Origin of the sequence: Streptomyces sp. NPDC002669, assembly GCF_042889165.1 — a bacterium.
Lineage (GTDB): Bacteria > Actinomycetota > Actinomycetes > Streptomycetales > Streptomycetaceae > Streptomyces.
The window spans coordinates 98,898-122,742 of sequence record NZ_JBIAQQ010000026.1; the positions used below are offsets into that span (position 1 = coordinate 98,898).

Here is a 23,845-nt window from a genome sequence, read left to right on the forward strand (position 1 = left end):
CGGCGCCCATGACGGCGGAGGGCGGACAGGAGAGCGGACGGAAGAACGGGCGCAGGACGGAGCGTTGGACGTCCCGGGTGCTCCTGGTCGACGGGCACGACCGGCTCCTGCTGCTCTGCGGACGCGATCCGCGCGGGCCGGGGGCGCGATGGTGGTTCACCGTCGGCGGGGGCGTCGAGGACGGTGAGGACCACATCGGGGCGGCGGTCCGTGAGGTCCGGGAGGAGACGGGACTGTCCCTGTCCGCCCACCGGCTGGGCCCGCTCCTGTGGACCCGGCGGACCGCCTTCACCGTCGACGGCCGGAGCTTCGACCAGCACGAGGAGTACCGCCTCGTCCGGGTCACGGACGACGAGGCGCACCAGGTGAGGATCGACCCGGCCGAGGCCCGCCACGGGTACCGCTGGTGGTCGGTGCGAGAGCTGGCCGCCACGCGGGAGACCGTCCGGCCGGAAGGGCCTGGCCCGGCTCCTGACGGATGCGCTCACGGCGCCCCGGCCCGCCGACGGCCCCGTTCACCTGGGGGACTTCGACGAGGAAACCGACCCCGACCGCCCCGTCGGCCGCCCCCGCGAAGGGGTGTGAGGGCGTGGCGCGAGAACCCCGGCAGGCGGTGCGAGGGCCCGGTGAACCCGGGCGTACGCTGCGGACATGAGCGAGCGAAGAGCCCTGCTGAGGCGCATACGCATGTGGTTGATCCTCTTCATCGTCTGTCTGGTGCTGAGCGGACTGACCGCCTTTCCGCTCGTCCACGAACTCCGTTGGGCCGAGGACCTGTTGAGGTCCTCGGCCTCTCCCGTTCCGGAGCATTTCCCGGCGTTGACGGAGTGGATCACCAAGGTCCGCACCGGCCTGGACCAGACCGACGCGAAGTACCCCTTCGTCCTGTACGGCACCGACTGGCTGGCCTTCGCGCACCTCGTCATCGCGGTCGCCTTCTACGGCCCCTACCGCGACCCGGTCCGCAACATCTGGGTCATCGAGTTCGGCATGATCGCCTGCGCCGGGATCATCCCGCTCGCGCTGATCTGCGGGCCCGTCCGGGGCATCCCCTTCTGGTGGTCCGTCATCGACATGTCGTTCGGGGTCTTCGGCGTGATTCCGCTGCTCGTGGTGCGCCGCATGATCAAGCGGCTGGAGGTGCTGGAACGGGCGTCGAGGCCGGAGTCCGCGCCGACGGCCGCCCCGGCGGTCTGAGTCACCCGGCCGACGGGGCGCCGAAGGCCGCCACCACTATGTTCAACGCCGTCGGGTTCATCCCGTCCCCCTTCGCGTCCGTCGAGTTGACGCTGTAGACGAGGGTCCGGGAGAGGTCACGGGTGGCCGCGACGACCGTGTTGTAGCCCCAGCGGCCACCCGTCTTGCCCCAGACCTCGCGTCCTCCCAGCCGCATCATCGAGAGACCGGCGCTGTACGCGGCGGGCTTGCCCGTGCCGTACTCGCGGATCGACGCGTCGGGCAGCGTGAACATCTCCTGGAGCAGCGGTCCGCGCACCACCCGGCCGCGGAACAGGGCCCGGGTGAAACGCTCCAGGTCCGCGGTGGTCGAGATCAGGTCGCCCGCAGCCCAGGCGTCCGTCACCCCCCACACCGTCACATCGCGCAGCTCGCCTGTGCCGAAGAGCTGGTAGCCGTGGTTGTGAGGCCCGCGGATCGTCGGGTCGGTGCCGGGGAAACGGGTGTCCCCCAGACCCAGCGGCTCCAGGATGCGGTGGGAGACCTGCGAGGAGTACGTGTCACCCGTGAGCCGCTCGATCAGCAGGCCCGCCACGGTGTAGCCGATGTTGGCGTAGTGCTGCTGGGTGCCGGGTGCGAAGTACGGCTCCCGGGAGGTGGCTTCGCGCACGGTACGGACCGGGTCGTGCAGGTCGAAGCGGTGCGCGTACGCGTCGTCCAGGTCGCCGCCCGGGCCGACGGACGGGATGCCGCTCGTGTGGTTCAGCAGCTGGCGCACCGTGACGCCCCCGTACCCCACCGGGATCAGATCGGGCAGATAGTGCCGGACCGGGCGGTCCAGGTCGACCCTGCCCTCCCCGGCGAGCTGAAGCACGACGGCCGCCGTGAAGACCTTGGTCACCGAACCGGCCCTGAAGCGGCCGTCCGGATCCGCCGGCCGCCCGGAGACCAGGTCGTGGACACCGGCGCTGCCCCGCCAGACACCTTCGGAGCCCGAGACCCGCACCAGGGCGGCCGTGGCGTCGTCCTTCGGGAGCCCGCGGATCGCGGCGCGCAGGGCCTCGGCGTCCGGAGCCTCCCGGACGGGGGCCTTCCGCGCCGGATGGCCTGCGGCCGCCGGGGCACCGGCCGCCGCCAGGGCCGGTGGGACGGAGCCCGCGGCGATGCCGAGAACCAGTGCGGCTGCGACGAGGGTGCGGGACGTGCGGGCGTTCATGCCGGGTGCCTCCGAGGAGTGGAATCCGTAACTGCCTACGGAATCCATCCTGTTGACCGGCCCGGCCGGGCGGATCCCCCGCCCGGGGGTTTGCCGGAGGGAGAGCCGCTCCCCCGCGCGGGGGAGCCGGGGGCGGGGCCTCCCCCGGGAGAGGGAGCCACGAGACCGCACTCGTACGCGCAGATCACCGCCTGGATCCGGTCGCGCAGCCCCAGCTTGGACAGCACGTTGCCGACATGGGTCTTCACCGTGTGCTCGCTGACCACCAGCGCCGCCGCGATCTCCGCGTTCGACAGACCGCGGGCCAGGTGCAGCAGCGTCTCGCGCTCGCGGGCGGTCAGGACGTCCAGGCGCGCCGACGGCTCCACGGCCGTCGCGGGCGGGCGCGAGGTGTAGTCGGCGACCAGTCGACGGGCCACCGAGGGAGCCAGCAAGGAGTCCCCGGCCGTCACCACCCGCACCGCGTGCACCAGGTCGTCCCTGCGGACGTCCTTGAGCAGAAAGCCGCTCGCGCCCGCGTGCAGCGCCTCGTAGACGTACTCGTCGGAGTCGAACGTGGTGAGCATGACCGTCCGGCAGCCGGTCTCCGCACTGATCGTGCGACATGCCTCGATCCCGTCCACGACCGGCATCCGGATGTCCAGCAGGGCGACGTCGGGCGCCAGCCGCCGCACCGCGTCCACCGCCCGCGCCCCGTCCCCCACCTCCGCGACGACCTCGATGTCCGGCTGCGCGTCCAGAATCATCGCGAAGCCGCTGCGCACCAGTTCCTGGTCGTCGGCCACCACCACACGGATCGTCAACTCCCCACCTCCGTCGTCCGCCCCGTCCTTGTTCTTGCCACTGTCTTGCTCTCCGTCTCCGGCGGCCGGGCTCGCGGAATCGTCACCCGGACCCGGAACCCCCGTCCGTCCGGACCGGGGCCGGTACCGGCCGTGCCGCCGTGCGCGGCGGCACGCTCCCGGATGCCGACCAGCCCCAGCCCCGAGCCGCCCCCGGACCCCCGTCCGTCGTCGGTGACGGTGAGCGTCAGTGCCTCGGGCCCGTGCTCCAGCCGGACGCGGACCGTGCTCGCGTCCGCGTGCCTGATCACGTTCGTCAGGGCCTCCTGCGCGATCCGGTAGACGGTCGCCTCGACCGCCAGATCCGGCGCACCGGGGTCGCCCGTGACCTCGTACGAGACCGCCGGACCACTGCCGCGCACCCGCTCCACGAGCCCCGGCAGTCCGTCCAGTGCGGGCTGGGGCTCCCGCGGTGCGTCCGGCGCGCCCTCGTTCTCGCGCAGCACGCCGAGCATCCGGCGCAGCTGCGCCATCGCGTCGCGGCCCGCCTCCGAGATCGCGTCGAAGGCCGCCTCGGCACGTTCCGGCGCCGTGCGGACCGCCACCGGACCGGCCTCCGCCTGCACGATCATCAGGCTCACCGCATGGGACAGGATGTCGTGCATCTCCCTGGCGATCCGGGCCCGTTCGCGGGCCGCCGCCTGTTCTGCCTCGATCCGGCGCGTCAGCTCCAGCTGACGGGCCCGGTCCTCCACCGCGCGCAGGTACGCCTTGCGCGTCACCGTGAACCGGCCGAAGGCGTAGGCCGCCGCGAACACGAACAGGGAGAAGAGCAGCTCCCGCATGTCGTCGCCGTCGAGGCCGACCGAGACCAGCACCGCCGCCACCGTGAGCGCCGCGATCCCGAGCCGCTTCGGCGGTGAGGAGAGCTCGGCCACCGTGTAGAACGCCACGAGACCGGTGTACGGCAGCGGCTGCCCCGGCCCGTCGACGGCGAAGGTGTACAGGGCCCCGGTGGCCATCACCGCGACGAGGACCGCGACCGGAGCCCGGCGGCGGGCCACCAGCGGCAGCGCCGTCAGGGTGGTCAGCCCGTACGACGTCCACGTCGCCGCCGGCAGCTCGGGGGCGCGCGGGACGAGGAACGGCATGGTCATGGCCGCCTGCACCAGCAGGGCCACCCCGATGTCCGTCCCCCACGCCCCCCGGGCGCGCGTCCACACCTCCCGCGGATCCACTACGGCTTCCGGGCCACCGCGCCGAACTGGGCGACCAGCGGCGCTCCCGGCTCCGCGCGCCAGCGCGCGCACGACACGATGCCCGGCTCCACGAGATCGAGCCCGGTCAGGAACGTGGCGAACTCGGCGCGGCCGCGGGCGGTGATCGGCGGGGTGGCGTTCTCGTTCCAGAACCGCATCGCCGCCTCGTTGCCCTCACCGCCCAGCTCCAGCGTCGGATGGGTCAGCACCAGATGGCTGCCGGACGGCACCGCGGCCATCAGCGTCCGCACGATGTGCCGGGCCTCGTCCGTGTCCAGGACGAAGTTGAGGACGCCGAGCAGCAGGACGGCGACCGGCCTGCCCAGGTCCAGCGTCGGCTCGGCCGCCCGCAGGATCTCCTGCGGGCGGCGGGCGTCCGCCTCGACGTACGCGGTCGCGCCCTCCGGGGAGCTGGTCAGCAGCGCACGGGCGTGCGCCAGCACGATCGGGTCGTTGTCGACGTACACGACGCGGGAGCCGGGGGCGGTGTGCTGGGCGACCTCGTGGGTGTTCCCGGCGGTCGGCAGACCGGAGCCGATGTCCAGGAACTGGCCGATGCCCACGTCACCGGCCAGATGACGGACGACGCGCCCCAGGAACTCCCGGTCGGCGCGCGCGACTTCGCCGATGCTCGGGTACATGGCGGTGACCCGGTCGCCGACCTCGCGGTCCACGGGGTAGTTGTCCCGGCCGCCCAGCCAGTGGTTCCAGACCCGCGCGTTGTGGGCGACGTGAGGACGGACGCGGTCGGGAAGGGGATCGGTGCGGGCGTCGGTCACGGTTCTGCTCCTCGGGCCGGTCGGTGATGGGGGGAAGAGGGGAGGGGGAAGGGGAGAACGGGGAGAGGGCGCGGAGAGGGGGCGCCGTCCATGATGCCGGACGGTCAAGCGGGGCCGGTGGCCGAGAAGTTGGCGAGGACTCCGCGCAGGACGTCCACCCGGTTGGTGGTGATCGAGTCGACGCCCCGCCGGACGAGGCGGCGCATGACGGGGGCGGTGTCCGCCGTCCAGGCGGACACCAGCAGCCCGTCCCGGTGCAGACGGTCCGTCAGCTCGCGGTGCACCAGGCCGAACCGGTAGTTCAGCCAGCGCGGCCGCACCGCGTCGAGCAGTGCCGGGCCCGGCGGCTCGGGCGACGTCCAGGTCAGGGCGATCTCGGCGGCGGGATCGGCGGCGCGCACCCGCAGCATCGCCTCGGGACCCGCGCAGTAGTACACCCGCTCCGCGGCCCCGCACCCGTGCACCGCGGCGACGGTCCGCGCCACGGAGCCGTCGGTGGAGCCGGGCAGGTCGATCATGACGCGGTGCGTCCCGGCGGCGAGCAGCGCCTCGCGCAGCGTGGGCACACCGCCACGGGTCAGCCCGATGAGCTCGGCCCGGGTCAGCCGGTCGAGCCGCAGGTCGTGGCCCCACAACCGCTTCAGCGTGGCGTCGTGCAGCAGGACCGGCACCCCGTCGCGGGTGACCCGTACGTCGATCTCGACCGCGTCCGCCCCCTGCGCGAGGGCGGAGCGGATCGAGGGGAGCGTGTTCTCGCGGACCCGGTAGGGGTCGCCGCGGTGCGCCACGGCGGTGACTGTGGTGGCCATGGGGTCATTGTGGCCACCGGGTTCCCCGACCGGCGCGCTCCGGCCGATTCACCGGCCGGTACGCGCCGACGGGCTCATCGACCGGTACGTGCCGACGGGCTCACCGGCCGACCGGCGCGTATCACCGGGCTCATCGACCGGAGCGTTCGGGCCGGTTCACCGGGCGGCGCGCTCCAGCCAGCTCGCCGTGTACGTGTCGATCTCGGCGGCCAGCGTCCGCTTGCCGGCCGGGTCGAGGTACGAGGCCTCGACCGCGTTCTTCGCCAGCGCGGCGAGCCCGCGCTCGTCCAGGTCGAGCAGCCGGGCGGCCACCGCGTACTCGTTGTTGAGGTCGGTGCCGAACATCGGCGGGTCGTCGCTGTTGATGGTGACCAGGACACCGGCCCGCACCATCTCCCGGATCGGGTGCTGTTCGATGTCGGTCACGGCACGGGTCGCGACGTTCGAGGTCGGGCAGACCTCCAGCGGGATGCGGTGCTCGGCGAGGTGGGCCAGCAGCTTCGGGTCCTGGACGGAGCTGGTGCCGTGGCCGATGCGCTCGGCGCGCAGATGGGTCAGCGCGTCCCAGACGGTCTGCGGCCCGGTGGTCTCCCCGGCGTGCGGCACGGAGTGCAGGCCCGCGGCGATCGCGCGGTCGAAGTAGGGCTTGAACTGCGGGCGCTCCACTCCGGCCTCCGGACCGCCGAGCCCGAAGGAGACGAGCCCCTCGGGCCGCAGGTCCACGGCGAGCCGGGCGGTCTCCTCGGCGGACCGGAGCCCGGCCTCGCCGGGGATGTCGAAGCACCAGCGCAGCACGACGCCCAGCTCGGCCTCGGCTGCCTTGCGGGCGTCCTCTATCGCCTCCATGAACGCCTGCTCGGGGATGCCGCGCCGGGTCGAGGAGTACGGCGTCACCGTCAGTTCCGCGTACCGGATGTTCTGCCGCGCCATGTCGCGGGCGACCTCGAAGGTCAGCAGCCGGACGTCCTCCGGGGTGCGGACCAGGTCCACGACGGAGAGGTACACCTCGATGAAGTGCCCGAAGTCCGTGAAGGTGAAGTAGTCGGCCAGCGCCTCGGGGTCGGTGGGGACCTTGGAGTCGGGGTGGCGCGCGGCCAGCTCCGCGACGATGCGGGGGGAGGCGGACCCGACGTGGTGGACGTGCAGTTCCGCCTTGGGAAGCCCCGCGATGAAGGGGCGCAGTTCGGACATCGGACTCTCCGGGGCGTGGGACGACGGACTGCCGGGGCCGGTCGGCCGGGCAGGGGACGGGGATCATCGTAGGCCGGGTCCGCAGGTGAACAGGCGGGCCGTAGCATGACGGGACCACGATGGGGGAGGCACATGTCAGACAACACAGAGCAGCCCGAGGGCGGGGGCGCGCCGCGGGATCCGTGGGCCGCGCCCGACGGCAAGGTCCCGCTGGACAAGAAGGCTCCGCCGGCCGGCGACACCCGTCCGCCCGCCGTGCACAGTCAGCCGACGGTCACCTCGATGCCGGGCCTCGGGGACGGCCCCGCGCCGGCCGACGCGCCGCCGCCGGGGTTCGGATCGCCCGACCAGACCGGGCCGGTCCCCGGCGAGGTGCCGCCGCCCCCGGTCGGCCCCAACGGGCCGGGGCAGCAGTTCCCGCCGGCCGCGGGCCAGTACGGATACCCGGCAGCACAGCCGCAGTACGGGTATCCGGGATACCCGGGATACCCCGGATACCCCCAGGCACCGTGGGGCCCGCCGCCCGCCAACGGGATGGGCACGGCGGCCATGGTGCTCGGCATCCTGGCCGTCTGCATGTTCTGCGTCTACGGGATCCCGAGCCTGATCCTGGGCGTACTGGCCCTGATCTTCGGCATCCTGGGCCGCAAGCGGGTGCAGCGCGGTGAGGCGACCAACAGCGGCCAGGCGCTCGCCGGGATCATCATGGGGTCCATCGGCATCGCCTTCGGCGTGGCGATCATCAGCTTCTTCATCTGGCTGTTCGCCACCCACGCCGACGAGCTCGACGACAACACCGTCTACGACGACGACCCGTACGCCACGTCCCTGGTCATCGACGTCACGCGGTAGCGGCAACCGGCACCGGACCGACGGCGCACCCCTTCGCGACGGCCGTACGGGCCGGGCCCCGGCCCTTCCCGTGCGGCCGTCGCGCCGTACCGGGACCGTGCGACCCGGCGCCGTGTGCGAGGGGCGCCGCCCCCGGTGAACGTCCGGCGGTCCCGGGCCCTTCGAACCGCCCGCAGTCCCGGCCCGGCCGTCGCCCGCGGACGTCCGGCAGCCCCGGCCGTTCCCCCGCAGCGCCCCGGTGCTCTCAAGCCGCCCGCAGCCGCGTCCGGGCGTCCATCAGCGCGAATCCCAGCAGGTTCAGCCCCCGCCAGCTCGCCGGGGCGGCCGCCCGGGGGTCGTCCGCCGCCAGCCCTATGCCCCAGATCCGGTCCATCGGGCTCGCCTCGACCAGCACCCGGTCCCCGGTGTTCAGCAGGAACTCCCGCAGCTTCGGGTCGCCGCCGAACTTGTGCACGCTGCCGGCCACCACCAGCCCGTACCGCTCGCGCTCCCACACCGCGTCGTCGAAACCGCGCACCAGCCGGCCCACCTTCTTCGCCGCCGCCGGGCTCTTCGCCGCCACCGCCGCGGCCTCCGACTCCGCGTCACCGAACAGACGCGCCTTGCCCGCCATCATCCAGTGCTCGGCCGACGCGTACGTCACGCCGTCGACCGTGAAACGCGACGGCCACCACTGACTGAGGCAGCTCGCGCCGATACGGCCGTCGGGCCGCGGACGGTGTCCCCAGAAGTGCAGGTACTTCACCTTCTCCCCGCGCGCGACCCGCGCCAGAAGATCGTTCATGTGTTCCATGGCATGCGATTCTGGCATTCGCCACTGACACTCCGTACGGGGAATTCCGTACTGACGCGACACATGGTCGACAGATTCCGTTGCGTAACCAAAAGGCAACAACGGAATCACTTGTTGGGGTGGATGGCCTCTGTCAGGATCGGCACTCAAATCGAGCAGAGACTACGCCGCCCCCGCTTTTCCGGGGCATGCGGCGGAGGAGAGCGTCATGGGCAACGGCATCCAGGTGCGGGACCGCTTCGCGGACGGCGCACAGTACATCGGCGGAAAGCTGCGGTCCGGAACATCGGGGCGCCGGCACGACGTGGTGAATCCCGCGACGGGCGAGAGCGTGTACAGCTACGAGCTGGCGGGCACCGCGGACGTGGACGCCGCCGTGGCCGCCGCGCGCGAGGCGTTCCCCGGCTGGTCGGGCGCGACGCCCGCCGAGCGGGCCGAGGCGATGCACCGCTTCGCCGCCGTACTCGCCGAGCAGGCCGACGACTTCGCGTACGTGGAGTCGCTCCAGTGCGGCAAGCCGATCAAGCTCTCCACCGAGTTCGACGTGCCCGGCACCGTCGACAACACCTCCTTCTTCGCCGGCGCCGCCCGCCACCTGGAGGGCAAGTCGGCCGCCGAGTACGACGGCGACCACACCTCGTACGTACGCCGTGAGGCGATCGGTGTCATCGGCTCCATCGCCCCCTGGAACTACCCGCTCCAGATGGCCGCCTGGAAGGTCCTCCCGGCCATCGCCGCGGGCAACACCATCGTGCTGAAGCCCGCCGAGATCACCCCGCTGACCTCGTTGATGTTCGCCCAGGCGGCCACGGAGGCGGGCATCCCCGACGGCGTGATCAACATCGTCACCGGTGCGGGCAAGGAGGCCGGCGAGCACCTGGTCGGCCACCCGGACGTGGTCATGACCTCCTTCACCGGCTCCACCGCCGTCGGCAAGCGGGTCGCGGAGATCGCCACCTCCACCGTCAAGCGCCTCCACCTCGAACTCGGCGGCAAGGCCCCCTTCGTGGTCTTCGACGACGCCGACCTCGACGCCGCGGTCAACGGCGCCGTCGCCGGGGCGCTCATCAACACCGGCCAGGACTGCACCGCCGCCACCCGCGCCTACGTCCAGCGCCCGCTGTACGACGCCTTCGTGCGGGGCGTCGCCGAGCTGATGGACACCGTCCGGCTCGGCGACCCCTTCGACCCGCACACCGACCTCGGCCCGCTGATCAGCCACGCCCAGCGGGACCGGGTCGCCGGCTTCGTCGAGCGCGCCCGCGCGTACGCCACCGTCGTCACCGGCGGCGAGGCCCCCGGCGGCGAGCTGGCCGACGGCGCCTACTACCGGCCCACCCTCGTCGCCGACGCCGCCCAGGACAGCGAGATCGTCCAGTCGGAGATCTTCGGCCCGGTCCTGGTCGTGCTGCCCTTCGACAGCGACGACGAGGGCATCCGCCTCGCCAACGACACCCCGTACGGGCTCGCCGCCTCCGCCTGGAGCCGCGACCTGTACCGCGCCAACCGCGCCACCCGCGAGATCAAGGCGGGCTGCGTCTGGGTCAACGACCACATCCCGATCATCAGCGAGATGCCGCACGGCGGATACAAGGCCAGCGGCTTCGGCAAGGACATGTCCTCGTACTCCTTCGAGGAGTACACGCAGGTCAAGCACGTCATGTACGACAACACCGCGGTCGTCCGCAAGGACTGGCACCGCACGATCTTCGGGGACCGATAAACCGGCCGACCCCGGCCCCACACACCCGAAAGGGCAACGGCATGGAGCAGTACGAGCCCGAGCGCCTCTCCGCGGCCCAGATCGCCGCGATGCGACGCAGCCTGACCAACGGCCGGGGCGCCCTCACCCGCCGATCGCTGATCCGCGCGTCCGGCATGGGGGCGCTGGCGATCGGCGGGCTGGGCACACTGAGCGCCTGCGGCATCCCGCCGGCGAAGCGCTCGGAGGGCGGCGCCGCGGCGTCCGACGACCACTCGGCCCGGGAGAAGCAGGTCAACTTCTCCAACTGGACCGAGTACATGGACGTCACCGAGGACGGCAAGCACCGTCCCACGCTGGAGGCGTTCACGAAGCGCACCGGCATCAGCGTCAAGTACACCGAGGACATCAACGACAACGTCGAGTTCTTCGGCAAGATAAAACCGCAGCTCGCGGCCGGTCAGGACACCGGGCGCGACATCATCTGCGTCACCGACTGGCTGGCCGCCCGCATCGTCCGCCTCGGCTGGGCGCAGAAGCTCGACCCCTCGAACCTGCCGCACGCCTACGCCAACCTCTCGGCCCAGTTCCGCGCCCCGGACTGGGACCCGGGCCGCGCCCATTCGTACCCCTGGGCGGGCATCCCGGCCGTCATCGCCTACAACTCCAGGGCGACCGGCGGACGCAAGGTCGACTCCGTCACGCAGCTCCTCGACGACCCGAAGCTCAAGGGCCGGGTCTCCTTCCTCTCCGAGATGCGCGACACCATCGGCATGACCCTGCTCGACATGGGCAAGGACCCCGGCACCTTCACCGACGCGGACTACGACGCCGCGATCGGCCGGCTCCAGAAGGGCGTCGACAAGAACCAGATCCGCCGCTTCACCGGCAACGACTACACCGCGGACCTCGACAAGGGCGACATCGCCGCCTGCGTCGCGTGGGCCGGCGACATCATCCAGCTCCAGGCCGGCAACCCGGACATCAAGTACGCGATCCCGGCCGCGGGGTACGTCATATCCAGCGACAACCTGATGGTCCCGGTGGAGGCCCGGCACAAGACCAACGCCGAGAAGCTCATCGACTACTACTACGAGCCGTCGGTCGCCGCTCAGCTCGCCGCCTACATCAACTTCGTCTGCCCGGTCGACGGGGTCCGCGAGGAGCTGGCGAAGATCGACCGGGCGATGGCCGACAACGTCCTGATCCTCCCGGACAAGGAGATGGCGTCCCGATCGCACGCCTTCCGCTCCCTGACCAGCAAGGAAGAGACGGCGTACGAAGAGAAGTTCGCCAAGCTCATCGGCGCCTGACCCCGCGCCCCTTTCTCCCCCCGAACTCCCTCCGACACCACCGGGACCGCGATCCATGACACAGCAGCAGACCGGCGGCGACGTCCGCCTCACCGGGATCAGCAAGACGTACGGCTCCTTCACCGCCGTCCAGCCCCTCGACCTGACCGTCCCGCAGGGCACCTTCTTCGCACTGCTCGGCGCGTCCGGCTGCGGCAAGACCACCACCCTGCGGATGATCGCGGGCCTGGAGGAGGCGACCACCGGCACCATCTCGCTCGGCGACCGGGACATCACCGATCTGCCCCCCTACAAGCGGCCCGTCAACACGGTCTTCCAGAGCTACGCGCTCTTCCCGCACCTCGACATCGCCGAGAACGTCGCCTTCGGCCTGCGCCGGCGCGGCATCAAATCGGTGAAGAAACAGGTCGACGAGATGCTGGACCTCGTCCAGCTCGGCGACTTCGCCAAGCGCAAGCCGCACCAGCTCTCCGGCGGCCAGCAGCAGCGCGTCGCCGTCGCCCGCGCCCTGATCAACCACCCGCAGGTGCTCCTGCTCGACGAACCGCTCGGCGCCCTCGACCTCAAGCTGCGCCGCCAGATGCAGCTGGAGCTCAAGCGCATCCAGACCGAGGTCGGCATCACCTTCATCCACGTCACCCACGACCAGGAGGAGGCCATGACCATGGCCGACACCGTCGCGGTGATGAACGCGGGGCGGGTCGAGCAGCTCGGCGCCCCCGCCGACCTGTACGAGAACCCGCGGACGACCTTCGTCGCCAACTTCCTCGGCACCTCCAACCTCATCGAGGCCGAGGTCGTCTCCGCGGGCACCGACATCGTCGTGTCCGCGGGAGGCGGGAAGCTGCGGCTGCCCACCGACCGGTGCACCGCCCGGGCCACCGAGGGCGGCAAGCTGCTGCTCGGCGTGCGCCCCGAGAAGATCTCCCTCGCGCCCGCCGACGAGACGGACACGATCGCCGAGGGCCGCAACCGCGTCACCGGCCGGATCGTCGACTCCAGCTTCATCGGGGTCTCCACGCAGTACGTGGTGGAGAGCCCGGCCGGCAAGGAGCTCCAGGTGTACGAGCAGAACATCGACCGGCGCGCGGGACTCACCCCCGGCACCGAGGTCGTCCTGCACTGGAACCCGGCGCACACCTTCGGCCTGGACGCCGCCCAGGACATCGACGCCGGTGTGGAGACGGTGGAGGACGCGGCGTGACCGTCACCAAGGAGGCGCCACCGGCGCCCGTCACCGAACCGAAGCTCCGCAAGCCCGCCACCCGCAAGCGGCTCGTCCCCTACTGGCTGCTGCTCCCCGGCATCCTGTGGCTGCTCGTCTTCTTCGCGCTGCCGCTCGTCTACCAGGCATCGACCTCCGTGCAGACCGGCTCCCTGGAGAAGGGCTTCGAGGTCACCTGGCACTTCGCGACGTACTGGGACGCGCTGCGGGACTACTACCCGCAGTTCATCCGGTCCCTGCTGTACGCGGGCACCGCCACGATCCTGTGCCTGCTGCTCGGCTACCCGCTCGCCTACCTCATCGCGTTCAAGGCCGGCCGCTGGCGCAACCTCGTCCTGGTCCTGGTCATCGCGCCGTTCTTCACCAGTTTCCTGATCCGCACCCTCGCCTGGAAGACGATCCTCGCGGACGGCGGCACGGTCGTCGAGGTGCTCAACACCCTGCACGTCCTGGACGTCACCAGCTGGCTCGGCTGGACCGAGTCCAACCGGGTGCTGGCCACCCCGCTCGCGGTGGTCTGCGGCCTCACGTACAACTTCCTGCCGTTCATGATCCTGCCGCTCTACACCTCGCTGGAGCGGATCGACGGCAGGCTGCACGAGGCGGCCGGCGACCTGTACGCCACCCCCGCCACCACCTTCCGCAAGGTCACCCTCCCGCTCTCCATGCCGGGCGTCGTCTCCGGGACGCTGCTCACCTTCATCCCGGCCAGCGGCGACTACGTCAACGCCGAACTGCTCGGCTCCACCGACACCAAGATGGTCGGCAGCGTCATCCAGACCCAGTTCCTGCGGGTTCTGGACTATCCGACGGCCGCCGCGCTCTCCTTCATCCTCATGGCGGTCGTCCTGCTCATGGTCACCGTCTACATCCGCCGCTCCGGGACGGAGGACCTGGTCTGATGCCCGTACTGCGCTGGATCCGCCGCAACCTGGTCGTCCTCGTGGGTCTGCTGACCCTCGCGTACATGATCCTGCCGAACATCGTCGTCATGGTGTTCTCGTTCAACAAGCCGAAGGGGCGCTTCAACTACTCCTGGCAGCACTTCTCCCTGGACGCCTGGAAGGACCCCTGCGGCGTCGCCGACATGTGCGGCTCGCTCTCGCTGTCCCTCCAGATCGCCTTCTGGGCCACCGTCGGCGCGACCGCGCTCGGCACGATGATCGCCTTCGCGCTGGTCCGCTACCGCTTCCGGGCGCGCGGCGCGATCAACTCGCTGATCTTCCTGCCGATGGCGATGCCCGAGGTGGTCATGGCCGCCTCGCTGCTCACCCTCTTCCTCAACATGGGCGCACAGCTGGGCTTCTGGACGATCCTCATCGCGCACATCATGTTCTGCCTGAGCTTCGTCGTGACGGCCGTCAAGGCGCGCGTGATGTCCATGGACCCGCGGCTGGAGGAGGCCGCCCGCGACCTGTACGCCGGACCCGTGCAGACCTTCCTGCGGGTGACGCTGCCGATCGCCGCCCCCGGAATCGCCGCGGGAGCGCTGCTCGCCTTCGCGCTCTCCTTCGACGACTTCATCATCACCAACTTCAACGCGGGCTCCACCGTGACCTTCCCCATGTTCGTCTGGGGATCGGCACAGCGGGGCACCCCCGTACAGATCAACGTCATCGGAACGGCGATGTTCGTCATCGCCGTGGCGGTGGTCGTCGTCGGCCAGCTGATCGCGAACCGGCGCAAGAAAAGCACACGATAGAAAGCCCTGAAGGAGTTGGAAACCATGGCCCCAGTTGCCATGCGTACCGCTGCACAATCACTCTCCGACGCACAACCGGTGTCGTTCTGGCTGGACGACCCCGAAAAGCCCGCGGCGCTGCCGGCGCTCACCGGTGACGAGCGCTGCGACCTGCTCGTCATCGGCGGCGGCTACAGCGGACTGTGGACCGCGCTGCTCGCCAAGGAGCGCGAGCCGGAACGGGACGTCGTCCTGATCGAGGGGCACGAGGTGGGCTGGGCCGCCTCGGGCCGCAACGGCGGATTCTGCGCCGCCTCCCTCACCCACGGCCTGCCCAACGGACTGGACCGCTGGCCGGACGAGATCAAGAGGCTGGAGGAACTCGGCGAGCAGAACCTCGACGCCATCGAGGCCGCCGTCGCCCGCTACTCCATCGACTGCGAGTTCGAGCGCACCGGCGAGATCGACGTCGCCACCGAGCCCCACCAGCTCGAAGAGCTCAAGGAATGGCACCAGGAGGCCGAGAAGCTCGGCTTCACCGGTACCGAGTTCCTGGACCGGGACGCGCTGCGCGCCGAGGTCGACTCGCCGACCTTCCTGGGCGGGCTCTGGGACCGGCGGGGCGTCGCCATGCTGCACCCGGCCAAACTCGCCTGGGGTCTGAAGCGGGCCTGCCTCGGCCTGGGAGTGCGGATCTACGAGCACACCCGGGGCCTCGAACTGGCCGGGACCAACGCCGGAATGGCCGTCCGCACGCCCTACGGAAGGATCTTCGCGCACCGGGTGGCGCTCGGCACGAACATCTTCCCGTCGCTGGTCAAGCGGGTGCGCCCGTACACCGTGCCGGTCTACGACTACGCGCTGATGACCGAGCCGCTCACCGCGGACCAGCTGGCCTCCATCGGCTGGCGGAACCGGCAGGGGCTGGGCGACAGCGCCAACCAGTTCCACTACTTCCGGCTGTCGGCCGACAACCGGATCCTGTGGGGCGGCTACGACGCGATCTACCCGTACGGCGGCCGGCTCAACGCCGACCTCGACCAGCGCCCGGAGACCTTCCTCAAGCTCGCGGGCCAGTTCTTCGAGTGCTTCCCGCAGCTGGCGGGCGTCCGCTTCAGCCACGCCTGGGGCGGGGCGATCGACACCTGCTCGCGCTTCTCCGCGTTCTTCGGCACGGCCCACCGGGGCCGGGTCGCCTACGCCGCCGGGTACACCGGGCTCGGCGTCGGTGCCACCCGGTTCGGGGCCGACGTGATGCTCGACCTGCTGGCGGGCGAGCGGACCGAACGGACCGAACTGGAGATGGTCCGCAGCAAGCCGATGCCGTTCCCGCCGGAGCCCTTCGCCTGGACCGGGATCGAGCTCACCAAGCGGTCCCTGGCCAGGGCCGACCGCAACGGCGGGCACCGCAACCTCTGGCTGCGGACGATGGACCGGCTGGGGCTCGGCTTCGACAGCTGAGACCCGCCCGGCGGCCGTCGGGACACCGGGCCGGTCACTCCTCGGGGTGACCGGCCCGTTTCGTTCCGGCCGATCGTCCGAACCCGCGTAATGGACCGGGGCGATGCCTGTCTCCCGTGTGGACGCGTCGGCCACCCACGGCCGGCGCGCGGTACACGGAACGGAGGCCGGTCATGACTGGCGCGGGGGCCGAAGCAGCAGTCGAGTGGCTCGTATCGGTGGCGCCCGACCCGGATGCCTGCCGACGGGAGTGGGAGCGCGATCCGCGGGGGATCGCGTTCCTTCCCGCCGGCAGGCGCTGGGACGCGCTGATCCTTCCCGGGGAGCTGGGCCGTCCCACCCTCGACGTACTCACCCGGCTCATCGACAGGCCGGGCCCCGTGTTCGCCGATTCCGGCGAGGCCCGCATCGGTTTCCTCGTGCCGCCGGGCACCGTCGCCCACTGGGTCGGCACCGGCGTGCGGGGCGCGGGCCGGGGGACCTGGATCGTCGTTCCGTACCCCGGGCGGACGGCGGCGGGCGGGGTGCGCTGGCTGATCCCGCCGGACGGCGGGGGAACCCTCACCGACGCGACACTCCTGGAACTCGCGATGCACGAGGCGGCGGCCCGGCGGGCCGAGAGCGGGAGGGGCTGACGGAGCCGCGGACGAGGGGGAGGGACAGGAGCCGGGAAACGGGACATGTCGGCGGCGGGTACGACGGGGTACTGCCAGAGGTCTTGACAACCTGATTGGTCTGGACCATGTTGTGCCCGCCGCACTCAATTCCCCCATGCACGGAGGCCGTTGTGGAACGCACGGGACCCCCCGCCCGATTTACCGGACTTGTGGCCGCCTTCTCGGCGGCGTTGCTCGCCGCGGGCGGCCTGACCGCCCTCGCGCCGTCCGCGGCCGCCGCCGACATCGACCTGGCGCGCAACGGCGGCTTCGAGTCCGGCCTGGACGGCTGGAGCTGCACCGGCGGCAGCGGAGCCGCCGTCAGCACCCCCGCCCACAGCGGCACTTCGGCACTGAAGGCGACCCCGGCCGGCGGCGACAACGCCAAGTGCTCCCAGGTGGTGAACGTCCAGCCGGACTCCACGTACACGCTGAGCAGCTGGGTGCAGGGCTCGTACGTCTACCTCGGCGCCGAGGGCACCGGCACCACCGACGTCCGCACCTGGACCCAGTCGTCCGCCGACTGGAAGCAGCTCACCACCACCTTCAGGACCGGCCCCGCCACCAAGCAGGTCACCGTCTACACCCACGGCTGGTACGGCACCCCGGCCTACTACGCCGACGACCTCACCCTCGTCGGCCCCGGCGGCGCCCCCGTCGAACTGCCCGCCGCCCCCACCGGACTCAAGGCCGGCACGGTCACCGCGTCCTCGGTCGACCTGTCCTGGACCGGCTCCGCCGGGGCCACCGGCTACCACGTCTACCGGGGCGACACCAAGGTCCTCTCCGTCACCGGCACCTCCGCCACGGTCACCGGCCTGACCGCCTCGACCGCGTACAGCTTCCGGGTCGCCGCGACCAACTCCGCGGGCGAGTCCGCCAAGTCCGCCGCCGTGTCCGCCACCACCACGGCGGGCGGCGGGGACGGGGGCGGCGGCAAGCTGCCCACCCACGCGCTCGTCGGCTATCTGCACGCCAGCTTCGCCAACGGCTCCGGCTACACGCGCATGGCGGACGTGCCCGACTCCTGGGACGTCATCGACCTGGCCTTCGGCGAGCCCACCTCGGTCACCTCCGGCGACATCCGCTTCTCGCTCTGCCCGGTCACCGAGTGCCCGAACGTCGAGTCCGTCGCCGAGTTCAAGGCCGCCATCAAGGCCAAGCAGGCCGCGGGCAAGAAGGTCCTGATCTCCATCGGCGGCCAGAACGGCCAGGTGCAGCTCACCACCACCGCCGCCCGGGACGCCTTCGTCTCCTCCGTCGGCAAGATCATCGACGAGTACGGCCTGGACGGCCTCGACATCGACTTCGAGGGGCACTCGCTCTCGCTGAACACCGGCGACACCGACTTCCGGAACCCCACGACCCCGGTCGTCGTCAACCTGATCTCCGCGGTGAAGACCCTCAAGGCCAAGTACGGCGAGAAGTTCGTCCTCACCATGGCGCCCGAGACCTTCTTCGTGCAGCTCGGCTACCAGTACTACGGCTCGGGCCCCTGGGGCGGCCAGGACCCCCGGGCCGGCGCCTACCTGCCGGTCATCCACGCCCTGCGCGACGACCTGACCCTGCTGCACGTCCAGGACTACAACTCGGGCTCCATCATGGGCCTGGACGACCAGTACCACTCGATGGGCGGCGCGGACTTCCACATCGCCATGACCGACATGCTGCTCACCGGATTCCCGGTGGCCGGTGACCGGGCCAAGGTCTTCCCCGCGCTGCGGCCCGACCAGGTCGCCATCGGCCTGCCCGCCTCCACCCAGGCGGGCAACGGTCACACCTCGCCCGCCGAGGTCACCAAGGCGCTGAACTGCCTGACCAAGAAGACCGACTGCGGCTCGTACACCACCCACGGCACCTGGCCCCAGCTGCGCGGGCTGATGTCGTGGTCGATCAACTGGGACCGCTTCAACAACGGGGAGTTCTCGAAGAACTTCGACGCCTACTTCGGCAACTGACGCCCGCTCCGGTCGCCCGGACCCCTAGGAACCGGGCGGCCGGGGACACCCGCTCCGGCAGCCGAGCCGGAGAACGACCAGCAGCGCACCGCACAACCACCAGCTGCCCAGCACGTCCAGCGGCCAGTGGTAGCCGCGCAGCACCAGACCGATGCCCGTCGCCGTGGCCAACAAGGCAGCGGCGACGGGCATCATCCACGACCACGGCCGCCGCGCGTGCGGCGCGAGCAGCAGCGCCGCGGCCCCGTACGCCACCAGGGCCGTCGCCGCGTGCCCGGACGGGTAGTAGCCGGTGGCCTCCGTCAGCGGCCCCTGACGGGCGATCCAGTCCTTCAGTGGTACGACGAGGAGCGGCACCGCGACCATGGCCAGGACCGCGCACAGCGGCGCGCGACGCTCACCGCGCACCAGGGAGCGGACCACGGCGAGGCCCAGCACCGGGAGCGCGACCTGCATGTTGCCGAGATCGGCGAGGAACTCCGTCAGGGGGAGGGGGCCGTGCCCCACGACCGCCCGCCCGATCCGCTCGTCGAGACCGCGCAACGGGCCGTCGGCCGCGACCTGCCAGGTGGTGAGCGCGAACAGCACCACCAGGAGCGGCGCCAGGAGGAGGAGAAGGGCCGGCCGCCCGGGAACAGGGGGGGGTGGTTCCGGGGCGGCCGGTCGGATCGGTCCGCCGCGCGCCCCGGGGGGTCTGGGGCGGGCGGCCGTCCGATCGGTGAGGAGTGCCGGAACCAAAGGATCCGGCGGCGTGTCCGAGGACACGGCCGAAACGGCGCCGGGGAAGCTCCGGTCCGGCGTCGCCCGCAGTCCCCTGCGGGCGAGGTGTTTCTCTCATCTGCGCAAACCGTACGGCAGCCGATGGGGGACCGACAGCCGGAAACGTATCCCGCCATCGGCCCCGCACACCTTCTTCACAGGCCCACACGCGACGCCTGCATCCCCGGTGGGGGAGGGGCTCTCCGCCACCGGGCTCCGCACGGATCAGATGCCGGCGAAAGCCTGCTCGATGACGTCGAGCGCCTCGTTCAGCAGGTCCTCGCCGATCACCAGCGGCGGCAGGAAGCGCAGGACGTTGCCGTACGTGCCGCAGGTGAGGACCAGCACGCCCTGGGCGTGGCACGCCTTGGCGAGCTGCGCGGCGGCCTCCGGGTACGGGTCCTTCGTGCCGGACTTCACCAGCTCGATCGCGATCATCGCGCCGCGGCCGCGGATGTCACCGATGATGTCGCCGTTGTCGAGCTTCGCCTGCATCTCGGCGAGGCGGCCCTTCATGACCTCCTCGATGCGCTTGGCCTTCCCGTTCAGGTCCAGCTCGCGCATCGTCTCGATGGCGCCGAGGGCACCCGCGCAGGCGACCGGGTTGCCGCCGTAGGTGCCGCCGAGGCCACCGGCGTGGGCGGAGTCCATGATCTCGGCGCGGCCGGTCACGGCGGAGAGCGGGAGACCGCCCGCGATGCCCTTGGCGGTGGTGATCAGGTCCGGGACGATGCCCTCGTCCTCGCAGGCGAACCACTGACCGGTGCGGCAGAAGCCGGACTGGATCTCGTCGGCGACGAAGACGATGCCGTTGTCCTTGGCGAACTGGGCGATCGCCGGGAGGAAGCCCTTGGCCGGCTCGATGAAGCCGCCCTCGCCGAGCACCGGCTCGATGATGATCGCGGCGACGTTCTCCGCGCCGATCTGCTTGTTGATCTGGTCGATGGCCTGGGCGGACGCCTCGGCACCGGCGTTCTCGGCACCGGTCGGCCAGCGGTAGCCGTACGCCACCGGCACCCGGTAGACCTCGGGCGCGAACGGGCCGAAGCCCTGCTTGTACGGCATGTTCTTGGCGGTCAGCGCCATCGTGAGGTTGGTGCGGCCGTGGTAGCCGTGGTCGAAGACGACGACCGCGGTGCGCTTGGTGTGGATGCGGGCGATCTTCACCGCGTTCTCCACGGCCTCGGCGCCCGAGTTGAACAGCGCCGACTTCTTGGGGTGGTCGCCCGGCGTCAGCTCGGCGAGCTGCTCGCAGACCTCGACGTAGCCCTCGTACGGCGTGACCATGAAACAGGTGTGGGTGAAGTCGGCGAGCTGCGCGGACGCGCGGCGCACGACGGCCTCGGCGGAGGCGCCGACCGACGTCACGGCGATGCCGGAGCCGAGGTCGATCAGGCGGTTGCCGTCCACGTCCTCGATGATTCCGCCGCCCGCGCGGGCGGTGAACACCGGCAGGGTGGAGCCCACGCCCGCCGCCACCGTGTTCAGCCGGCGGGCCTGCAGCTCCACCGACTTCGGGCCGGGAATGGCGGTGACGACGCGTCGCTCCTGCGGAATTTCGGTCATGGGGGGCTCCTGGGGGGATGTTTCGGACGCTTCACCAGCAGGCTAGGGGCGAGGCACGGGGTCCGGCATGTTCCGTTCGGGAGTGGTGCCGGCGCGCCGTTGTCCGCCGCGGACATAGCGGGGGCGGCGGGGCCGGGCGCCACCCCGCCGCACGGACCGGACGAGCGGCCCGGAACATCCCGGCCGACCGCGTCCGACGGGGCGGCGCGGGGCACTAGATTGATGACTTCGGGCGCCCGCGCCCGGAGTTACCGGTCGGAGCTGGTCAGGGGACGAGGGACAGCAGATGGACACCGAGGGCACGTACGGTTCGCGCGACACCCGCTCCGGTCATCCGGTGCCGCGCCCGGCCGGCCCGCCACCGCCCGAACTGCCGCCGAGGCCCGGCCACGCCCCCGCCTCCGGCCCCTCGCTCGGCGACTGGCTCCGCACCCCGCGCGCGGCGGCCGCCCCCGGCCTGTGGCGGTTCGGCCACCGGCCCCGGCCCGAGGCCGACCCCGACCGGGTGCCCGACCGGTCCCTGATCAGCGGCGCGGTGGTGGCCCTGCTCGCCGCCCTGCTGATCTGGTCGCTCTGGCGCAACGGCTACGTGCCCCACAGCCGCATCCTGCTGGAACTGGTCACCCCCACCGACTGGTGGGGGCTCGAACGCCCCATGGCGGCCGTGACCGCGCTCTCCGCCTACAACAGCCTGGTCGCCGTCCTGGTGATCTGGGGCTTCGGCCGCCTCGGCAACTGGCGCGAGGTGTTCCGCCGCTACGCCGTCGAGCACCCCCTGCCGGGGCGGGCGCTGCGCACCGCGCTGACCGCCGCCGTGCTGATCTGGTGCTTCGTGAACGCCGACGACGTGCTGCCCTTCGACAACCTGGCACTGGGGCTGACCCCGCACTCCTGGCTCTTCAGCGGCACCGCCGAGGAGGTCGTGGCGCAGGTGGAGACCTTCACGACCGTCTTCCACCTGGTGGGGGCCGCCGTGATCCTGCTGCTGATCGGGCGGGCCGCCGACTGGCCCGGCATGGTCCGCGAGCTGCGCGGCGGCCGCCGCAGCGGCCCGGAGCCGGAGAAGACACCGGCGGAGGACCCGGCCGACTGGCCGCTGCTGCGCGCCGCGGGCCAGCAGGAGGCCGCCGATCGGCTGGCGGCGGAGCAGCGCACCGGCCGCATGAACGACGTCGACTGCGTACGCATCCGGCGCGCCTGGAGCGGAGTGGAGGCCGATCCCGCGCGGCTGCGCCCCTTCGTCGACGCCGTGCTCGGCCAGGGCGCGGCGGCCTGCCCGCACCCCTCGGGGGCCCGGGACCTGCCGGTCCGCTCCGCCACCCACGACCTGCTCACCTCGCAGGTCCGGCTCGGCCGCTACCCGGACCGCGACCGCACCCCGGCCGCCCGGCGGGGCGCGGGCGCCGCCGTCGATCCGGCGGTGCTGGGCGCCTCCCTGCTGGCCGTCGGCCCCTTCGGCGCGGGCAAGACCCGGCACCTGGTGCGCCCGGTCGTGGAGTCGCTCGCCCTCCAGGCCCTCGCCGGGAAGGCGGTGGTCGTGGCCGTCTGCGCGACCGGCACCCCGCTCGGGGCCGACGAGGGCTACGACGTGGTGATCAAGCCGGGCGACCCGTCCTCCACCCACGACCTGGACCTGTACAGCGGAACGGACGACGCCGACGAAGCCGCCGCCCTGCTCGCCGAGGCGCTCGCCGGGGACCTGCCCGACGTCGACGCGCGGCGGGCCGCCACGGCGCTGGCCCAGCTCCTCGGCCCGTACCGGGCGGTCCACGGACGCTTCCCCGCGGTCCCGGTGCTCCGCGAACTCCTGGAGGGCTCGCCCGGGGCCCTGGCGGAGCTGCGGACCCGGCTCGACGCCGACACGCACCGCTCCTACATCCGCGAACTCGACGGCCGGGCCCGGCAGACGGCCGCCCCCGGCGACCCGGGCGTCCGGCTCGCCGAGCGGCTCGCCTCCCTGGACCGGCCGGCCTTCGCCGGGTTCTTCGACCCCGGGGCCGCCACCCGCGCCTTCTCGGCGCGCACCCTCGAACACCCGCTGCGGGTCCGCGTCGACCTCCCGGAACGCGCCCATCCGGAGGCCGCCCGGCTCCTCACCCGCCTGGTGCTCGCCCAGTTCACCGCGGGCGCGGCGGCCCGCACGGACCGCTCCCTGTTCGCCTTCCTCGCCCTGGACGACGCCACCCACACCGTCACCGCCGAGTCCGTACGGGCCGTGCAGCGGCTGCGCAGCCGCAACGCCGGGGTGCTGCTCACCCTGCGCGGGCTGGACGACGTCCCCGAGGGCCTGCACACGACGCTGCTGGGCTCCTTCGGCTGCCACATGACCTTCTCCGGCGTCACCACCTGGGACGGGCGGCTCTTCGCGCAGGCGTGGGGCACCGAGTGGGTGGAGACCACCGAGGTCGCCAAGCACACGGTCTTCGCCGACCAGCCGCTCACCCGGGCCGTGCACGCCCTGCGCAAGCTCGTCACCGGCAAGGCGGTGACCACCGACGCGGTCACCGTCCGCCAGGTCGAGCGGGAACGCTGGTCGGCCTCCGAGCTGGCCCACCAGGTGCCCGCCGGGCACGCGGTCCTCTCCCTGACGACGGTCGGCAACGAGCACGCGCCCCCGCTGCTGGTGGACCTGAACGGCTGAGGGCTCGCCGGAGGCGCGGGGCCCGT

At 72.0% G+C, this 23,845-nt stretch carries 20 protein-coding genes and 1 pseudogene; 12 read left to right on the top strand and 9 right to left on the bottom strand.

Features of this window, described 5'->3' with window-relative positions:
- Window positions 1-8: 8 nt before the first annotated feature.
- Window positions 9-377 (top strand): annotated as a pseudogene (locus ACFYW1_RS30675) (NUDIX hydrolase); the annotation flags it as partial.
- Window positions 378-651: 274 nt separating this feature from the next.
- On the top strand, window positions 652-1,197 hold the full coding sequence (locus tag ACFYW1_RS30680) for a hypothetical protein (protein ID WP_389000343.1): 546 nt from the start codon (window positions 652-654) through the stop codon (window positions 1,195-1,197).
- Window position 1,198: 1 nt separating this feature from the next.
- Here ACFYW1_RS30680 and ACFYW1_RS30685 read toward each other — a convergent pair whose 3' ends face one another.
- From ACFYW1_RS30685 to ACFYW1_RS30710, 6 genes are all read right to left on the bottom strand, one after another.
- Window positions 1,199-2,392 carry a serine hydrolase domain-containing protein gene (locus ACFYW1_RS30685; RefSeq protein ID WP_389000346.1) on the bottom strand — a complete coding sequence of 398 codons (1,194 nt, stop codon included), beginning with the start codon at window positions 2,390-2,392 and terminating at the stop codon, window positions 1,199-1,201.
- Between the two features lie 35 nt (window positions 2,393-2,427).
- Complete coding sequence (locus tag ACFYW1_RS30690) at window positions 2,428-3,195, bottom strand: response regulator (protein ID WP_389000349.1); 768 nt, start codon at window positions 3,193-3,195, stop codon at window positions 2,428-2,430.
- Entirely contained in the window at window positions 3,192-4,331 is a 1,140-nt protein-coding gene (locus tag ACFYW1_RS30695; RefSeq protein WP_389000443.1) for a sensor histidine kinase, read from the bottom strand. The genes ACFYW1_RS30690 and ACFYW1_RS30695 overlap by 4 nt, the downstream gene beginning before the upstream one ends.
- An 80-nt stretch (window positions 4,332-4,411) precedes the next feature.
- The gene (locus tag ACFYW1_RS30700) at window positions 4,412-5,212 is read right to left on the bottom strand and encodes an SAM-dependent methyltransferase (protein ID WP_389000352.1); all 801 of its coding nucleotides are present in this window, start codon (window positions 5,210-5,212) and stop codon (window positions 4,412-4,414) included.
- Window positions 5,213-5,316: 104 nt separating this feature from the next.
- Window positions 5,317-6,021, bottom strand: coding sequence for a glycerophosphodiester phosphodiesterase (locus tag ACFYW1_RS30705; protein ID WP_389000355.1), 705 nt, complete (start codon window positions 6,019-6,021; stop codon window positions 5,317-5,319).
- Between the two features lie 156 nt (window positions 6,022-6,177).
- Complete coding sequence (locus tag ACFYW1_RS30710; protein WP_389000358.1) at window positions 6,178-7,212, bottom strand: adenosine deaminase; 1,035 nt, start codon at window positions 7,210-7,212, stop codon at window positions 6,178-6,180.
- Between the two features lie 132 nt (window positions 7,213-7,344).
- Between ACFYW1_RS30710 and ACFYW1_RS30715 the strand changes: the two genes are divergently transcribed.
- On the top strand, window positions 7,345-8,064 hold the full coding sequence (locus ACFYW1_RS30715) for a DUF4190 domain-containing protein (protein WP_389000361.1): 720 nt from the start codon (window positions 7,345-7,347) through the stop codon (window positions 8,062-8,064).
- A 244-nt stretch (window positions 8,065-8,308) separates the two neighbouring features.
- On the opposite strand, the gene ACFYW1_RS30720 is transcribed toward ACFYW1_RS30715, so the two are convergent.
- Window positions 8,309-8,848: an NADAR family protein gene (locus ACFYW1_RS30720; RefSeq protein ID WP_389000364.1), complete on the bottom strand. Its 540-nt coding sequence runs from the start codon at window positions 8,846-8,848 to the stop codon at window positions 8,309-8,311.
- Window positions 8,849-9,065: 217 nt separating this feature from the next.
- Between ACFYW1_RS30720 and ACFYW1_RS30725 the strand changes: the two genes are divergently transcribed.
- The 8 genes from ACFYW1_RS30725 to ACFYW1_RS30760 all read left to right on the top strand — a co-directional run bounded on the left by ACFYW1_RS30725 (window position 9,066) and on the right by ACFYW1_RS30760 (window position 18,853).
- Window positions 9,066-10,580, top strand: coding sequence for a gamma-aminobutyraldehyde dehydrogenase (locus ACFYW1_RS30725; RefSeq protein WP_389000367.1), 1,515 nt, complete (start codon window positions 9,066-9,068; stop codon window positions 10,578-10,580).
- 41 nt (window positions 10,581-10,621) lie between these two features.
- Window positions 10,622-11,872: a PotD/PotF family extracellular solute-binding protein gene (locus ACFYW1_RS30730; protein ID WP_389000370.1), complete on the top strand. Its 1,251-nt coding sequence runs from the start codon at window positions 10,622-10,624 to the stop codon at window positions 11,870-11,872.
- Window positions 11,873-11,927: 55 nt separating this feature from the next.
- A complete protein-coding gene (locus ACFYW1_RS30735; protein WP_389000373.1) occupies window positions 11,928-13,076 on the top strand; it encodes an ABC transporter ATP-binding protein in 1,149 nt (382 codons plus the stop codon).
- On the top strand, window positions 13,073-13,999 hold the full coding sequence (locus tag ACFYW1_RS30740) for an ABC transporter permease (RefSeq protein WP_389000376.1): 927 nt from the start codon (window positions 13,073-13,075) through the stop codon (window positions 13,997-13,999). The genes ACFYW1_RS30735 and ACFYW1_RS30740 overlap by 4 nt, the downstream gene beginning before the upstream one ends.
- Complete coding sequence (locus ACFYW1_RS30745) at window positions 13,999-14,799, top strand: ABC transporter permease (protein WP_148839639.1); 801 nt, start codon at window positions 13,999-14,001, stop codon at window positions 14,797-14,799. The genes ACFYW1_RS30740 and ACFYW1_RS30745 overlap by 1 nt, the downstream gene beginning before the upstream one ends.
- 24 nt (window positions 14,800-14,823) lie before the next feature.
- Window positions 14,824-16,239: an NAD(P)/FAD-dependent oxidoreductase gene (locus tag ACFYW1_RS30750; protein ID WP_389000379.1), complete on the top strand. Its 1,416-nt coding sequence runs from the start codon at window positions 14,824-14,826 to the stop codon at window positions 16,237-16,239.
- Between the two features lie 173 nt (window positions 16,240-16,412).
- A complete protein-coding gene (locus tag ACFYW1_RS30755) occupies window positions 16,413-16,874 on the top strand; it encodes a hypothetical protein (protein ID WP_389000382.1) in 462 nt (153 codons plus the stop codon).
- A 152-nt stretch (window positions 16,875-17,026) separates the two neighbouring features.
- A complete protein-coding gene (locus ACFYW1_RS30760) occupies window positions 17,027-18,853 on the top strand; it encodes a chitinase (protein WP_389000385.1) in 1,827 nt (608 codons plus the stop codon).
- A gap of 24 nt (window positions 18,854-18,877) precedes the next feature.
- Here ACFYW1_RS30760 and ACFYW1_RS30765 read toward each other — a convergent pair whose 3' ends face one another.
- On the bottom strand, window positions 18,878-19,441 hold the full coding sequence (locus tag ACFYW1_RS30765; protein WP_389000388.1) for a phosphatase PAP2 family protein: 564 nt from the start codon (window positions 19,439-19,441) through the stop codon (window positions 18,878-18,880).
- Between the two features lie 396 nt (window positions 19,442-19,837).
- On the bottom strand, window positions 19,838-21,178 hold the full coding sequence (gene gabT, locus ACFYW1_RS30770; protein WP_389000391.1) for a 4-aminobutyrate--2-oxoglutarate transaminase: 1,341 nt from the start codon (window positions 21,176-21,178) through the stop codon (window positions 19,838-19,840).
- A 286-nt stretch (window positions 21,179-21,464) separates the two neighbouring features.
- Here gabT and ACFYW1_RS30775 point away from each other — a divergent pair, with 286 nt between their 5' ends.
- Window positions 21,465-23,819 (top strand): ATP/GTP-binding protein, encoded by a 2,355-nt coding sequence (locus tag ACFYW1_RS30775; RefSeq protein ID WP_389000394.1) that lies wholly within the window; start codon window positions 21,465-21,467, stop codon window positions 23,817-23,819.
- The last annotated feature ends 26 nt before the right edge of the window (window positions 23,820-23,845 follow it).

Excerpts from the sequence above, each read along its gene's own strand:
- ACFYW1_RS30725 (WP_389000367.1), top strand. The coding sequence starts at position 9,066 with ATGGGCAACGGCATCCAGGTGCGGGACCGCTTCGCGGACGGCGCACAG.
- ACFYW1_RS30695 (WP_389000443.1), bottom strand. The coding sequence starts at position 4,331 with ATGACCATGCCGTTCCTCGTCCCGCGCGCCCCCGAGCTGCCGGCGGCG.
- ACFYW1_RS30685 (WP_389000346.1), bottom strand. The coding sequence starts at position 2,392 with ATGAACGCCCGCACGTCCCGCACCCTCGTCGCAGCCGCACTGGTTCTC.
- ACFYW1_RS30730 (WP_389000370.1), top strand. The coding sequence starts at position 10,622 with ATGGAGCAGTACGAGCCCGAGCGCCTCTCCGCGGCCCAGATCGCCGCG.
- ACFYW1_RS30775 (WP_389000394.1), top strand. The coding sequence starts at position 21,465 with ATGGACACCGAGGGCACGTACGGTTCGCGCGACACCCGCTCCGGTCAT.
- ACFYW1_RS30715 (WP_389000361.1), top strand. The coding sequence starts at position 7,345 with ATGTCAGACAACACAGAGCAGCCCGAGGGCGGGGGCGCGCCGCGGGAT.
- ACFYW1_RS30750 (WP_389000379.1), top strand. The coding sequence starts at position 14,824 with ATGGCCCCAGTTGCCATGCGTACCGCTGCACAATCACTCTCCGACGCA.
- ACFYW1_RS30720 (WP_389000364.1), bottom strand. The coding sequence starts at position 8,848 with ATGAACGATCTTCTGGCGCGGGTCGCGCGCGGGGAGAAGGTGAAGTAC.
- ACFYW1_RS30710 (WP_389000358.1), bottom strand. The coding sequence starts at position 7,212 with ATGTCCGAACTGCGCCCCTTCATCGCGGGGCTTCCCAAGGCGGAACTG.
- ACFYW1_RS30745 (WP_148839639.1), top strand. The coding sequence starts at position 13,999 with ATGCCCGTACTGCGCTGGATCCGCCGCAACCTGGTCGTCCTCGTGGGT.
- gabT (WP_389000391.1), bottom strand. The coding sequence starts at position 21,178 with ATGACCGAAATTCCGCAGGAGCGACGCGTCGTCACCGCCATTCCCGGC.
- ACFYW1_RS30755 (WP_389000382.1), top strand. The coding sequence starts at position 16,413 with ATGACTGGCGCGGGGGCCGAAGCAGCAGTCGAGTGGCTCGTATCGGTG.
- ACFYW1_RS30680 (WP_389000343.1), top strand. The coding sequence starts at position 652 with ATGAGCGAGCGAAGAGCCCTGCTGAGGCGCATACGCATGTGGTTGATC.
- ACFYW1_RS30735 (WP_389000373.1), top strand. The coding sequence starts at position 11,928 with ATGACACAGCAGCAGACCGGCGGCGACGTCCGCCTCACCGGGATCAGC.
- ACFYW1_RS30705 (WP_389000355.1), bottom strand. The coding sequence starts at position 6,021 with ATGGCCACCACAGTCACCGCCGTGGCGCACCGCGGCGACCCCTACCGG.